Source organism: Mesorhizobium sp. NZP2077 (genome assembly GCF_013170805.1).
GTDB lineage: Bacteria > Pseudomonadota > Alphaproteobacteria > Rhizobiales > Rhizobiaceae > Mesorhizobium.
In genome coordinates, this window is record NZ_CP051293.1 from 914,424 (window position 1) to 927,595 (window position 13,172).

Here is a 13,172-nt window from a genome sequence, read left to right on the forward strand (position 1 = left end):
CGCGTGTGCTTCAGCGCTGGCCGCCAAATGCCAGCCGTGCGGCCAGACCCGCGAACACGGTTCCGAGCAGGATCTGCGGCGCGCGCTGGAACCGCGTGCGCTTCGACAACGCCGTTCCGATCCGGCTGGCGGTCAGGATGACCAGGCCGTTGACCAGCAGGCCGATCAGGTTGAGCACGGTCGCCAGCAACAGGATCTGGCCGGCGACGGAACCGGCCTCGGGGCGCACGAATTGCGGGAACAGCGCCAGCACGAACAGCGCCATTTTCGGGTTGAGCAGATTGGTCAGCAGGCCTTGCCGAAAAATCCGGCCGCGTGAATAGCGCGGCAGGCCGGCGACCGGGGCAAGAGCCGTTCCGTCAGAACGGAACGCCTTCCAGGCCAGCCAGGCGAGGTAGGCCGCGCCGGCATAGCGCACGATGTCGTAGGCGATGGGCGCTGCCAGGAACAGTTGCGACAGGCCGAAGGCGGCAGCCAGCGCGTGGCAATAGGTGCCGGCGGCGATGCCGGCATAGGTCGCCAGGCCCGATGCGCGCCCCTGGCTGGCGCTGCGCGAAGCGATCAACAGCATGTCCGGCCCCGGCGTTGCGGTCAGCGCTAGGCAGGCAATGGCAAAAAGTCCGATGGTGGAAAGGTCCGGCATGAGAACTCCTGAGAGATGGCCGGAACCGACCCCTACGCGATTCCCCGGCGACGGCAAAGGCGCTGCGGCAAGAATTGCCGCTTCATTTGCCTCGACCGGTGCGAAAGCCTATATGCCGGGTTCAAAGGACAAAGCATGGCCCGCATCTACAAAACCCGCACCTGGCATAGCGAACTCGCGCCCTCGATGGAGGAGTTCGAGTTCCTGGCATTGGAGGCCTACGCCCATCTGCCGGAGGACTTTCGCAAGCTGACCGGCGAGATCGTCATCCAGATCGCCGAATTCCCGACCGACGAGATCATGGACGATCTGTCGCTGGAAACACCGTTCGACCTGCTCGGCCTGTTCGAGGGCCGCGGCATCGCCGAGCGCTGGAACCCGCAGACCGGCGAAGGCCCGAACCGCATCACGCTCTACCGCCGCGCCATGCTCGACTACTGGGCCGAAAACGAGGAAACGCTGGGCGACATCGTCACCCATGTGCTGATCCACGAGATCGGCCACCATTTCGGCCTGTCGGATGATGATATGGAGAAGCTCGAAGAGGCGGCCGAGTAGGCCACACTTCGTCATCCTGGGATCTGCGCCGCGTCGGTTCGCTCCTTGCTTCGCCATAGGATGACGAAGAGAAGGGAGGGCCTCGGCGCTTTTTGCAAAAATCTACCAGTCGCTGAGCTTGGTGTCCGGCCCATATTCCTGGCCGTCGATATCCTTCACCACGGCCTGGCCGCAGCGCATGGTCTTGGCTTTCTTGTCATAGGCGTAGGTCGGCGAGCCGAACAGGTGCCAGCCCTTGTTCAGCGCCGCCGTCACCTTGTGGCAGAAGCTGGCGTCATCCGGGGCGGTCAGAAAGCGGTAGAGTTTCATTTTTCAGTCCTGTCGTGAATAGACTTAGCCGGGATCATGCGCCGATGGCGGCGGCTTTCGCCAGCAGTTTTTCGGCCTGCGCCAGATGCAGCCGCTCGACCATCCTGCCGTTCAGCGCGATCACGCCCTTGCCAGCATTCTCCGCAAGTGAAAAGGCCTCCTTAACCAGACGCGCCTCGGCAATCGCCTCCGGCGAGGGCGCGAAGGCGCGGTTAGCCGCTTGGACCTGGGCCGGATGAATGAGGGTCTTCCCGTCGAAGCCCATGGCGGCGGCTTCCGCGCACTCACGGGCAAAGGCATCGAGGTCACGGAAATCATCGGCAACGCCGTCGAGCATGTCGAGGCCGCCGGCGCGCGCCGCCAGCACCATCTGCATCAGCCATGGCACGAGGTAGCGCCGATCGGGCGTCGCCAGCACGCCGGTGTCCTTGGCCAGATCATTTGTTCCGGCAACGAAACAATTGAGGCGGGAGGCCGGATCGCGGCCGAGTTCGGCAATGGCGCCGATGTTGAGCAGCGCCCTGGGCGTCTCGATCATCGCCCAGAGTTTCACGCTGTCCGGAGCAAAATTGTCGTCGAGCACATCGCCGACTTCGAGGATATCGCGCGGTGTGGCGACCTTGGACAAAAGGATGCCGTCGGGCTCGAATTTTGACGCGGCCAGCAGATCGTCGGCGCCCCAGTCGCTGGCCAGCGCATTGACGCGCACCACCATCTCGCAGCGCCTAGCGGGGCGATCGGCGAAAATTCCGGCCAGCTTATCGCGGGCGGCGATCTTGTCGGCCGGGGCGACGGCATCCTCGAGGTCGATGATGACGGCATCGCAGGACAGCTGCGCGATCTTGGCCAGCGCCTTGTCGTTGGAGGCCGGGACATAGAGCACCGAGCGGCGCGGGCGGTAGGGTTCCATGCCTGTTCTATGCCGCGTGTGGGCGAGTGAGGCAAGCGTCCGGCTTGTGCCTGAGACGAGCCAATTGCGAAAGCTGGCGCTGCCCCTCATTGCCCTGCCGGGCATTTCTCCCCGTAAACGGGGCGAAAGAAGCCGGCCGCAACGCCGGCATCCTTTCCGCACCGCTGACAGTTGGCGAAAACAGCGGTGACAGCTCCCTTCTCCCCGTTCACGGGGAGAAGATGCCGGCAGGCAGATGAGGGGCCGCGCCAACCTCTGGAGGGTTGGCCGAATTCCAACCCAAGTGATTGCCACCCTCTGCACGAAAACTGCACGCAGCTGCGGAAAAGCTCCTCGGATCCGCCCTGCCGTCTCCCTGCCGGCCTGCGAGACAGGCGGCATGCACAAGCGAGCAAAACCCCGTTGGTCCCTCCCCTACCGGCTGCGCAGCGAAGGCTGGTCGCTGGTCGATCCGCCGCGCGCAAATCCTGCGGCGATCCTCATTCCCTATGTCCGCAAGAGCTCGCCGCCATGGCGACGGGAAGCGATCAGGAAGGCCAGATCATGACATCGTTTTTCACTGCCGCGCCGAGCTATTGCAGTCGCTTCGGCGTTGCCGTGCTGCTGGTCGTGCTGGCGGATTTTCTCTTCTATGGCCAGCCTGCCGGCATCACGATCTTCCTGTTCGCCACCCTGATTGCCGCCGCGGTCGTGGCCGTGCATCCGACAGCCTTCAGCGACATCAGGGTCTGGCTCAAACCCGCCGCCCTGCTTGTCGCGCTGCTGCCGCTCGCCGAAAATGTCAGCCCTCTGTCGGTCTCGATCGCGCTGGCGGCGCTGGTCGTTTTCGCGCTTTCGCTGAGCGGCCGCCTACGGCACAGCATCGCTCGCATTCCCGGCCAGGTCGCGTTGTTCGGGCTCGCGGCGCTGTTCCGCTTCATCAGAGATTTCATCCGCTGGCGCAAGACGGCGCGGCGCTTCGGCCGGCGCCGCGTGCGGCTGGCGGCGATTGCCGTCTGGGTGATGCCGCTGACGCTGGGCGCCGTCTTCCTGGCGCTGTTCGGCGCCGCCAATCCGGTCATCGAATACTGGCTGTCGCTGATCGACCTAATGAAATTGCTCGATCTGATCCAGCTGGCGCGGATTGCCTTCTGGCTGTTCGTGCTCGCCGGCGTCTGGGTCTTTTTGCGGCCACGCCTGCCGCGTTTTTCGAAGCGCGTCTCCCGGCCGAACAATCCTCTTGCCGCTGCTCAACCGGTGACCGATGCGCAAAGGCACGTCGTCGAGGATATCGTGTTCGGCAAGGCAGCCATCCTGCGCGCCTTGATCGTCTTCAACGTGCTGTTCGCGCTGCAGACCGGGCTCGACGCCACCTATCTCTGGGGTGGGGTCTCGCTTCCCGATGGCTTGAGCTACGCCGCCTATGCGCATCGCGGCGCCTATCCCTTGATCGTCACGGCGCTGCTTGCCGCCGGTTTTGTGCTGGCGGCGCTCAGGCCTGGAAGCGAGACCTCAGGCGATCCGCTCATCCGCCGGCTGGTCTATGCCTGGGTGGCGCAGAACATCATGCTGGTCGTCTCGTCGATCCTGCGGCTCGATCTCTATATCGGCATCTATGCGCTGACCTACTGGCGCATCGCCGCTTTCGTCTGGATGGGGCTGGTGGCGGCAGGGCTGGCGCTGATCATCGCCCGCATCGCGCTCAGAAAATCCAATGAATGGCTCTCCTCCGCCAATCTTCTGACGTTATCGCTGACGCTTTATGCCTGCTGCTTCATCAATTTCGCCGCGACGATTGCCAATTACAATGTCGACCATTCCCTCGAAATGACCGGCCAGGGCATTCCCCTCGACGCCTGGTATCTGCGCTCGCTTGGCCCCGGCGCGTTTCCGGCGCTTGATCGTTTCTTCGATCATCAGGGCAAAACGGCTGCCGCCGGCGCGGTCCGCGAACTTGAAGGATTGCGGGCCAGCGACGAAGATTGGTACCGCGCCGCCCAGCAGAACTGGAGGGCCTGGAGCTTTCGCGACTGGCGCCTGATTCGATATCTCGACAGCAAGGGGTCGCTCGTGCTTCCTCAGCCTTCGCAACCTTCCTTGCCGGGCCGCTGATCGATGCCGCACCACATCCTCGTCGCCGACGATGACCCGCATATCCGCGAAGTGATCTGCTTCGCCCTGGAAAAGGCCGGCATGAAAACGCTTGGGGTGGCCGACGGCGCCGCCGCCTTGCAGGAGATCGAACGGCGCACCCCTGACCTTGTCGTGCTCGACATCGGCATGCCGGAGATGGACGGGCTGGAGGTCTGCCGGCGGCTGCGCCACACTTCAGATGTGCCGGTGCTGTTCCTGTCCGCGCGCGATGAAGAAATCGACCGCATTCTCGGGCTGGAAATGGGCGGCGACGACTATGTGACGAAGCCGTTTTCCCCGCGCGAGCTGGTCGCCCGCGTCAACGTCATCCTGCGGCGCGCGCGCCCGGTGCCGCCCGAACCGGCCGACGACCGGCAGTTCGCGCATGGCAAGCTCAGCCTGGCGCCGGCCAGCCACAGCGTCAGCTTCGACGGCAAGCCGCTGGCTCTGACGGGCATCGAATTCTCGATCCTGAAAGGGTTTTTGGCGCGGCCGACTTATGTGCTCGACCGCGACGCGGTGATGGCCAATGCCTATGCGGGAAAAATCCATGTCGCCGACCGCACCGTCGACAGCCACATCCGCAACATTCGCGCCAAGCTGGCGGCGGTGGGCTGCCTCGACGCCATCGAGACCGTGCATGGCGTCGGCTTCCGGCTCGGCCGATGCGGCTGACGACTTCGCGCAAATGGATCGGCCGCAAATGGCGGCCACGGCTTGCCACGGTCGTCGTCGCCATCCTGATCCTGGTCATGGCCTTGCCGCTGGTCGGCCTGTTCTTCTTCCGCCTCTACGAGAACCAGCTGATCCGCCAGACTGAGGCGGAGCTGATCGCGCAAGGGGCGGCCATCGCCGCCACCTATGCGCAGGAGGTGCGCGACGCCGGCATTGCCCTGGAAAAACTCGGCGCGCCGATGCCGCAGGCCAATGGCGGTGCCAGCCGAGACGCCAATCCCGACGGGCCATACAGGCCGATCGAGCCGAGCCTCGATCTCGCCTCCGACACTGTGCTGCCGACCCGACCGGCCGCTGTTCCCGCCACCGCCGATCCCGCCTTTGCCGCGATCGGCACGCGCCTGTCCGGCATTCTCGACGCGACGCAGAAAACCACGCTGGCCGGCTTCCGGCTGCTCGATCCCCGAGGCGTGGTCATTGCCGGGCGCGGCGATGTCGGGCAGTCGCTTGGCGAGGTCGAGGAGGTGCGCGCCGCGCTCGCCGGCAACTATGCCAGTGCGCTGCGCCTGCGCATCCCGGACCAGCCGACGCCACCGCTCTATTCGGTCAGCCGCGGCACCAAGGTGCGCGTTTTCGTCGCCTTGCCGGTGGCCGTCGACGGCCGGGTCGCCGGCGTGGTCTATGTCTCGCGGACGCCCAACAACATCATAAAGCATCTCTACGGCGAACGCGGCAAGGTGACGTTGGCGGCTATCGCCATCCTCGGCGGCACGCTGCTCATCGGCCTCGTCTTCCTGCGCACCGTCAGCCGGCCGATCTACGCGCTGATCGACCGCACGCAGCGCATCGCCGCCGGCGAGCGCGACGCGATCCGGCCGCTCGACCACCACGGCACCTATGAAATGGCGGAACTGTCCGCCGCCTTCCTCGACATGGCGGAAAAACTGCAGGCGCGCTCGGATTCGATCCAGACCTTTGCCACCCATGTCTCGCACGAGCTCAAATCGCCGCTGACGGCGATCCAGGGCGCGGCGGAACTGCTGCGCGATTCCGGTTCGGCGATGGATGATGACGAGCGGCGGCGCTTTTCCAACAACATCGTCACCGATGCCGGGCGGCTCAATCTGCTGGTCCGGCGCCTGCTCGACCTAGCGAAGGCCGAAAATCTTGCACCCAGCGGCGAAAGCAGCTCCATCGTTGCGGCGCTGGCACTGCTTCCGGTCGACACCAGGCTGGCGGTCCGCATCGAGGCGGGCGGCGATCTCGCCTTGCGCATATCGGCCGAGAACGCTGCAATCGTGCTTGCCAATCTCATCGACAATTCGGCCAGGCACGGCGCGACGCTGGTTTCGATCACAGCGACAAGCGCCGGCGACAAGGCGACGCTGCTGATCAGCGACGATGGCGACGGCATTTCACCCAGCAACCGGGCGCGCATCTTCGAGCCGTTCTTCACCACGCGGCGCGCTACCGGCGGCACCGGCATGGGCCTCGGCATCGTGCTGGCCCTCCTGAAAGCGCATGATGGTATGATCCGGCTGGTTGACAGCGAGCGCGGCACGCGCTTCGAGATCATCCTGCCGGCGGCATAGACAGGCCGCCGCCCGGATCGGAGAAAAAATGCGCTACGACATCGTCATCATCGGTGGGGCCATCGTCGGGTCCTCGATCGCCTACTATCTGCGCGAGGAAGGGTTTTCCGGCTCCATCGCGCTCATCGAGCGCGATCCGCAATTCGCCCATGCGGCAACGACGCTGTCCATGGCCTCGATCCGCCAGCAGTTCTCGATACCGGAAAACATCCGCCTGTCGCAGTTCACGCTAAAACTGTTCAGGCGGCTAAAGGAAGAATTCGGCACGGATGCCGATATCGGGTTCCGCGAGGGCGGCTATCTGATCCTCGCCGGAGAAGCCGGGCTGCCGATCCTCAAGGCCAATCACAAGGCGCAGATCGCCGAGGGCGCCGACATCGTACTCGAGGATGCCGAGCAGCTGGCGCGGCGCTTCGCGTGGCTGTCGACCGAAGGTATTGCTGCCGGCGCCTATGGCCGCACCGGCGAAGGCTGGTTCGACGCGCATGCGATGCTGATGCTGTTCCGCAAGGCGCTGCGCGACAAGAAGATCGATTTCATCAGCACTTCGGTCACCGGCATTGCGCGCGACGGCAACCGCGTCACCGGCGTCTCCCTCGACAATGGCCAGATGCTGGAGGCCGGCATCGTCGTCAACGCCGCGGGGCCAAATGCCGGCAAGGTCGCAGCGCTTGCCCATCTCTCGCTGCCGGTCGAGCCGCGCAAGCGCAACGTCTTCGTCTTCGAGGCGCGCGAGAAATATGCCGACATGCCGCTGCTGGTCGATCCCTCGGGCATCTATGTGCGGCCGGAAGGCTCGGTCTACCTCACCGGCGGCGCCGAACCGGAAGAGGGCGACGGCCCGGCCGATCCCGGGGATTTCGACGTCGACTGGTCGCTGTTCGAAGAGGTGATCTGGCCGGTGCTGGCAACCCGCATTCCGGCCTTCGAGGCGATCAAGGCGACCCGCGCCTGGGCCGGCCATTATGATTACAACACGCTCGACCAGAACGCCGTTATCGGCCCGCATCCAGAGGTCGGCAATTTCATCTTCGCCAATGGCTTTTCCGGCCACGGCCTGCAGCAGGCGCCGGCGGTGGGCAAGGCGCTGGCCGAGTTTTTGGTGCATGGCGGGTATCGGACGGTGGATTGCTCGTCGTTTGGATACGGGCGGGTAGCCGAAGGGAGGGCGTTCCGGGAATTGAATGTGATTTGAGCGAGGCGGGCTACGACCTTCAATATTTGCCAAGGCGTCCCAGTTTCTTCGTCATTCCAGGGCGGAGCAGGAGCGAAGCTCCGTCGCGGAGATCCTGGAATCCATGCCGTTACCGCTGCCGATGGGCGCCAGCGGTGCAGAATGAAACGCCCGTGCGTTGTCCTAACAGTTCTGATCCGTCGCGACACATCGACGTCGCGGCATGGATTCTAGGGTCTGCGCGCGTCGCTTCGCTCCTTGCTCCGCCCTAGAATGACGAAGTTCGGGGTATCACCGCATCAACCCTGAGAGCGTTGCCGAGAGCATGGCCGGCAGCCGTGTTGTCGAAGATGCCCCAGACCTCGGCGCCCGAAGCGGACGCTGCTTGCACTTGCCGGCTGATCCGGTCGAGCGCTTCGGTGTCGTAGTCCGAATAGTAGACGCGCGGCATGCCGTGCCAGCGGAAATAGGCGAGGCCGGCCCAACCGCCCGGCACTGCCGCCGCCGGGACCGGAGCGGGATCGGCGGCAACGCGCGCGATCCTGCGGCTTGCGAGAAGCGCTTCCGCCTCTGCTTCGAACCAGCTGGGGTGGCGCGGCTCGCATGCCAGCCTGGCGAGACTGCGCCATCCCAGCATCTCGAAGAAACCGTCCGCGACGTCCGGCTCGAAGGCCAAGCTCGGCGGCAGCTGTACCAGAAGGACGCTCAGTTTTTCATCGAGACCGTCAACCTGCTGAAGAAAGGCATCGGCAAGCGTTTCACAGTCGACGAGCCGATTTTCATGGGTCATCGCTTTCGGCGTTTTCACGGCAAAGCGGAAACGCTCCGGCACAGAGCCTGCCCAGCGTTCATAGGTCTCGCGGCGATGCGGCTTGTAGAAGGATGTGTCGATCTCGACGATCGGAAAGTGCCTGGAGTAGCGTTCGAGATGTGAGCCGGGCTGGGGCAAGTCTTCCTTGTATCGGGTTGGAATGCCCCAGCTGGCCGTGCCTATGAAACATCGCTGCTTTTCCATGCATGGGATGTGGACCAGATGAGGTGCGGGTCAAGGCGGGGGCGCGACCCGCCGCCTAAGCCGCCGCCAGTCTCCCAGCCGCGACATAGGCCTGCAACCAGGCCAGCACCCAGCCCCAGCCCTCGGCATGTTCAGCCGCCGCATCGCTGCGCCCGGCAAAACCGCCATGGCAGATGGTGAGGCGCGTACCCCTGGCGATCGGTTGCAGCAACCAGGCGACCGTCGTCTGCCGCCGGCCAAGCGTCGGGTGGTCCCATGCATAGGCCCGCGTCTGCACGATCCGGCGTGGCGCTTCGATCTCGAGGAATTCGCCGCTGGCCGGGAGGTCGCTGCCGTCAACTGTGCGGACAACAACGGTCCAGCGGCCGCCGACGCGAAGGTCGGCCGACCAGTCGGCCATCCGGTAGGTGCCGGCGGACCCCACCATTGTTCGACTTCTTTCGTGACCAGCGCCGTAAAGATGCGTTCCGGCGGCGCTTCGATCTCGGCTGATGCCATGATCGTCTCGCCATTGGTCATGCTCCGCACCCTGGGAATGTGTGTCACGGATGCCTCCAAAAATATTTGTTTCGGTATCGAAACGAGCCTTTCATCCTTTCGATGGCGGGCGCTCGAAACCCTTGCCGGTCTCGAGCAGGCTCTTCAGGCTGGCCAGCACCAGCGGCCAGCCCTTGGCGACGTTGCCGATCAGCCTGTGCGGCCCGTCCGCTTCGTGGGTGACGGCAAGCTTCATCAATTCGCCGTCCTGTTCTATTGCGAAGGTGCAGCGCGTGTAGCCGTCCTCCCTGATCTCCGGCATCCATTCATTGCGCCATTTGATGACCAGGCGACGCGGCGGGTCGATCTCGAGGATTTCACCGCTGTCGGCGACGCGGCCGTCAGGGAAGATCAGCTTCCAGCTGGCGCCCACCTTCCATTCGCTCTCCTGATAGGAGCAGAGGAAGAACTGCCGGTTGAACTCCGGGTCGGTCAGCGCTTCCCACAGTTTTTCGGCCGTGGTGCGGATGTAGGTCACGTAAACGAAGCTGTTGCTCATCAGTCTTCCCTTTCGAGGCGTTTCTTCAGGTCACTCAATGCATCCAGCCGATGGCGCTCGAATTTGCCGATCCAGCGCTCGGCGATCTCGTTGATCGGAACCGGGTTGAGGTAATGTTCCTTCTCCCGGCCCCGGCGGAGCGTGGAGACGAGGTTTGCTTCCTCCAGGATCACCAGATGCTTGGTCACAGCCTGGCGCGTCATGGCCATCTCCGCGCACAGCGCGTTCAGCGTCTGCCCGTTCCGGGCATGGAGGCTGTCCAGCAATTGCCGGCGTGTCGGGTCGGCCAAGGCGCGAAAGACGGCATCCATGCTCATGGCGTTAATATGCAACCATTTAGTTGCATGTCAAGTGGCAAGAGTGCGCGTTGGCGCCGGGGCGCGACCGCGGGAGAAAGAATCAGCGCTTGCGGGAGAACCAGAAGGCGTCCGGCATGCGCTTCATGCCGATGCGCTCGTAGAAGGCGGCGGCCTCCGGCATGGAGAGAAGGCTGATGGCGACCGACGGGCCGAGTTGCCGGCGCGCCTCGTTCATCAGGCCCTTGCCGATGCCAAGCCCTTGCGCTGATTGGGCAAGGGCGAGTTCCGAGATGTAGCAGATCCACGAAAAGTCGGTGATGGCCCTGATAACACCGATGAGCGGCTTGCCCTCGATGTCGAGACGCGCGGTCAGCACCAGATCGGCGCCGGACAGCATCGCCTGCAGCCTGATGTCGTCCTCAATGGGCCTGACATCGCCGAGGCCGGATTCCACCAGCACTTTGCGGAATTCGGCGGTGCCGAGCGCCGGTTCACTGTTGTAGAGGACGTGGGAGTTTTCAACCATGCTGGTCAGACTGCACCAGGGGGCAGCGAATTCGAAGCCGTTTTCGCCTCTTGTTTCTATGCATGTCGTTCTCCCGAAAACCGGGGCCACTTTTGGGCGACATGCATTGCCTCTTATGCCAGCGCGCACAAACAGTTGCCTTTTATTTGCCCGCGGCTTTGTGTAAACCGGGCCTCAGCAAATCCCCCGAAACGAAAACACGGGCCAAAGTCATGGAAAAATTCACCAAGCTCACCGGCGTCGCCGCTCCGATGCCGATCGTCAATGTCGACACCGACATGATCATCCCGAAGGATTATCTCAAGACGATCAAGCGCACCGGGCTCGGCACCGGCCTGTTCGCCGAAATGCGCTACAAGGACGACGGTTCGGAAAACCCGGATTTCGTGCTCAACAAGCCGGCTTACCGCAAGGCGCAGATCCTGGTCGCCGGCGACAATTTCGGCTGCGGCTCATCGCGCGAGCACGCACCGTGGGCGCTGCTCGATTTCGGCATACGCTGCATCATCTCTACCTCGTTCGCCGACATCTTCTACAACAACTGCTTCAAGAACGGCGTGCTGCCGATCACCGTCAGCCCCGAGGATCTGGAGAAGCTGATGGATGACGCCTCGCGCGGCTCCAACGCCACTTTGTCGATCGACCTCGAAGCCAAGGAAATCCGCGGCCCCGATGGCGGCGTCGTCACCTTCGACCTCGACGATTTCAAGCGCCACTGCATGCTCAACGGCCTCGACGACATCGGCCTGACCATGGAGAAGGCCGGCGCCATCGCCTCGTTCGAGAAGAAGAACGCCGAACAGCGCCCCTGGGCCTGAGCGGCACGATCCGAGATATAGGCCCGGCCCTTTCAGGCCGGGTTGGCGACGACTGAATGGGAGGGACAGTCATGGCACGTTCGCTTCTTGCCGGCGTTTGCGGACTGGCGCTGTTGCTGGTGCCCGCCGTGAGCGCCTTTGCCCAGACACAGACGCCTGCCGCAGCCCAGAAGCCGGCCGATCAGCCGGCGACCGACCAGGGGTCGTCGAACACCAGCGACGCGGCGCCCTCCGACGACGACAAGCAGGCGCCGATCGCGTTCGAGGGCGGCCAATTGACCATCACGCAGCCGGAGCAGGATGGCGAGAAGGTGCTCGCCTATGACGGCAAGCAGCTGGCCAGCAACTACGATGTCTTCTTCGACAAGATCGTGAAGATCGGCGACGTCAACGTGGCGCTGGTCGACGTCGGCGACGGCGGCAATCAATGCGGCCCGGCCAAGGTCATCGTCTGGAAGCCGAAAGACGGCGAGATCAAGACCACGACGGTCGAACAGGACGAATGCGGCGCGCCGCCGGCGGCAATCTCGGACAGCGCCATCTATTTCGTGCCCTATCTGCTGCCCGGCGAGATAAAGGCGGCACTGCAATGGTCGCCGACAGAAGGCCTGACGACCTCCGGCAACCTCGCCTATACGCCGGAACCCGGCACCGACTGGAAGGATGTCGATCCGGCGAAGTATGAGAATATCATCGATGCCTTCCACAACGAGGCTGTCTACACGGCGGCCAAGGCGCTGCTTGGCGACACCATGCCTGACATGGCCACCAGCCTGCTGGTCGGTGGTGGCACGGAAAAGACTGCGTCGGGTGCCTTCTACGCCAGCGGATGCGTGCCGCATGACTGCGGCGGAAATGACGGCTTCATGGCGGTCGACCCGGCCAAGCACAAACTCTATTTCTCGCGACGCGGCGACAACGGCGAGCCGGCGGCTTGGCCGGCGCTGAAAGACTGGCCGGACGATATCAAGAAGGCGCTGGACGACGCGCAGGGATCGGCGAACTAGGGTTCTCCACGGTCCGCGTGCGCCGCGTCGTGACAACGGTCCGCCCTGCTTGGCCCACGACCGGCGGTGTCTCGCCTGCTAAATGCAGGCTGACAAACCCCGCGAGGACCCCATGCGCAAACTCATCTCCACCGGCTCGCCCTTCGAAAAGACAGCCGGCTATTCGCGCGCCGTGGTGCAGGGCGACTGGTGTTTCGTCTCGGGGACGACCGGCTATGACTATGCGACGATGACGATGCCGGAGACGGTCGAGGCGCAGACGCGCAATTGCCTGGCGACGATCGGCAAGGCGCTGGCTGACGGTGGGTTCGACATGGCTGATGTGGTGCGGGCGCATTATTACATCACCGACCAGGCCTTCGTGGATGTGGTCTTCCCGATCCTCGGCGAGACGTTCGGCGACATCAGGCCGGCGGCGACGATGATCGTCTGCCAGCTCAACAAGCCGGAAATGAAGATCGAGATCGAAGTCACGGCGCTGCGGCGGACGGCCTGAGC

The 13,172-nt window shown here is 64.0% G+C and carries 17 protein-coding genes; 9 read left to right on the forward strand and 8 right to left on the reverse strand.

From position 1 onward, the window contains the following. Nucleotides 1-10: 10 nt before the first annotated feature. Nucleotides 11-643, reverse strand: coding sequence for a LysE family translocator (locus HGP13_RS04335; RefSeq protein WP_172221983.1), 633 nt, complete (start codon nt 641-643; stop codon nt 11-13). A 135-nt stretch (nt 644-778) separates the two neighbouring features. Between HGP13_RS04335 and HGP13_RS04340 the strand changes: the two genes are divergently transcribed. Next, nucleotides 779-1,201 (forward strand): metallopeptidase family protein, encoded by a 423-nt coding sequence (locus HGP13_RS04340; RefSeq protein WP_172221986.1) that lies wholly within the window; start codon nt 779-781, stop codon nt 1,199-1,201. A 102-nt stretch (nt 1,202-1,303) separates the two neighbouring features. Here HGP13_RS04340 and HGP13_RS04345 read toward each other — a convergent pair whose 3' ends face one another. Both HGP13_RS04345 and HGP13_RS04350 read right to left on the reverse strand, forming a co-directional pair. Further along, complete coding sequence (locus tag HGP13_RS04345; RefSeq protein WP_027046018.1) at nt 1,304-1,510, reverse strand: DUF1737 domain-containing protein; 207 nt, start codon at nt 1,508-1,510, stop codon at nt 1,304-1,306. Between the two features lie 34 nt (nt 1,511-1,544). After that, a complete protein-coding gene (locus HGP13_RS04350; RefSeq protein WP_172221989.1) occupies nt 1,545-2,420 on the reverse strand; it encodes a CoA ester lyase in 876 nt (291 codons plus the stop codon). A 379-nt stretch (nt 2,421-2,799) separates the two neighbouring features. Between HGP13_RS04350 and HGP13_RS04355 the strand changes: the two genes are divergently transcribed. The 5 genes from HGP13_RS04355 to HGP13_RS04375 are packed head-to-tail and all read left to right on the forward strand — an operon-like array spanning nt 2,800 to nt 7,994. Then, nucleotides 2,800-2,967 carry a hypothetical protein gene (locus HGP13_RS04355; protein WP_172221992.1) on the forward strand — a complete coding sequence of 56 codons (168 nt, stop codon included), beginning with the start codon at nt 2,800-2,802 and terminating at the stop codon, nt 2,965-2,967. After that, entirely contained in the window at nt 2,964-4,511 is a 1,548-nt protein-coding gene (locus HGP13_RS04360; RefSeq protein WP_172221995.1) for a DUF4173 domain-containing protein, read from the forward strand. Before HGP13_RS04355 ends, HGP13_RS04360 begins: the two co-directional genes overlap by 4 nt. 3 nt (nt 4,512-4,514) lie before the next feature. Then, complete coding sequence (locus HGP13_RS04365) at nt 4,515-5,207, forward strand: response regulator transcription factor (protein WP_172221998.1); 693 nt, start codon at nt 4,515-4,517, stop codon at nt 5,205-5,207. Continuing rightward, a complete protein-coding gene (locus HGP13_RS04370; protein ID WP_172222001.1) occupies nt 5,198-6,799 on the forward strand; it encodes an ATP-binding protein in 1,602 nt (533 codons plus the stop codon). Before HGP13_RS04365 ends, HGP13_RS04370 begins: the two co-directional genes overlap by 10 nt. A gap of 28 nt (nt 6,800-6,827) precedes the next feature. Beyond that, nucleotides 6,828-7,994 carry an FAD-binding oxidoreductase gene (locus HGP13_RS04375; protein ID WP_172222004.1) on the forward strand — a complete coding sequence of 389 codons (1,167 nt, stop codon included), beginning with the start codon at nt 6,828-6,830 and terminating at the stop codon, nt 7,992-7,994. 247 nt (nt 7,995-8,241) lie between these two features. Here HGP13_RS04375 and HGP13_RS04380 read toward each other — a convergent pair whose 3' ends face one another. The 5 genes from HGP13_RS04380 to HGP13_RS04400 all read right to left on the reverse strand — a co-directional run bounded on the left by HGP13_RS04380 (nt 8,242) and on the right by HGP13_RS04400 (nt 10,849). Next, the gene (locus HGP13_RS04380) at nt 8,242-8,922 is read right to left on the reverse strand and encodes a DUF72 domain-containing protein (RefSeq protein WP_348647132.1); all 681 of its coding nucleotides are present in this window, start codon (nt 8,920-8,922) and stop codon (nt 8,242-8,244) included. A gap of 121 nt (nt 8,923-9,043) precedes the next feature. Next, complete coding sequence (locus tag HGP13_RS04385) at nt 9,044-9,415, reverse strand: SRPBCC domain-containing protein (RefSeq protein WP_246707278.1); 372 nt, start codon at nt 9,413-9,415, stop codon at nt 9,044-9,046. Between the two features lie 162 nt (nt 9,416-9,577). Further along, nucleotides 9,578-10,024 (reverse strand): SRPBCC family protein, encoded by a 447-nt coding sequence (locus HGP13_RS04390; RefSeq protein WP_172222010.1) that lies wholly within the window; start codon nt 10,022-10,024, stop codon nt 9,578-9,580. Further along, nucleotides 10,024-10,341 carry a metalloregulator ArsR/SmtB family transcription factor gene (locus HGP13_RS04395; RefSeq protein ID WP_172222013.1) on the reverse strand — a complete coding sequence of 106 codons (318 nt, stop codon included), beginning with the start codon at nt 10,339-10,341 and terminating at the stop codon, nt 10,024-10,026. The genes HGP13_RS04390 and HGP13_RS04395 overlap by 1 nt, the downstream gene beginning before the upstream one ends. Before the next feature lie 82 nt (nt 10,342-10,423). Further along, nucleotides 10,424-10,849 (reverse strand): GNAT family N-acetyltransferase, encoded by a 426-nt coding sequence (locus HGP13_RS04400; protein WP_172222016.1) that lies wholly within the window; start codon nt 10,847-10,849, stop codon nt 10,424-10,426. 212 nt (nt 10,850-11,061) lie between these two features. Here HGP13_RS04400 and leuD point away from each other — a divergent pair, with 212 nt between their 5' ends. From leuD to HGP13_RS04415, 3 genes are all read left to right on the forward strand, one after another. Continuing rightward, a complete protein-coding gene (leuD, locus tag HGP13_RS04405) occupies nt 11,062-11,667 on the forward strand; it encodes a 3-isopropylmalate dehydratase small subunit (protein ID WP_172222019.1) in 606 nt (201 codons plus the stop codon). A gap of 71 nt (nt 11,668-11,738) precedes the next feature. Then, complete coding sequence (locus HGP13_RS04410; RefSeq protein ID WP_172222022.1) at nt 11,739-12,674, forward strand: hypothetical protein; 936 nt, start codon at nt 11,739-11,741, stop codon at nt 12,672-12,674. A 112-nt stretch (nt 12,675-12,786) separates the two neighbouring features. Beyond that, nucleotides 12,787-13,170, forward strand: a complete 384-nt coding sequence (locus HGP13_RS04415; protein WP_172222025.1) for a RidA family protein — start codon at nt 12,787-12,789, stop codon at nt 13,168-13,170. Nucleotides 13,171-13,172: the final 2 nt, after the last annotated feature.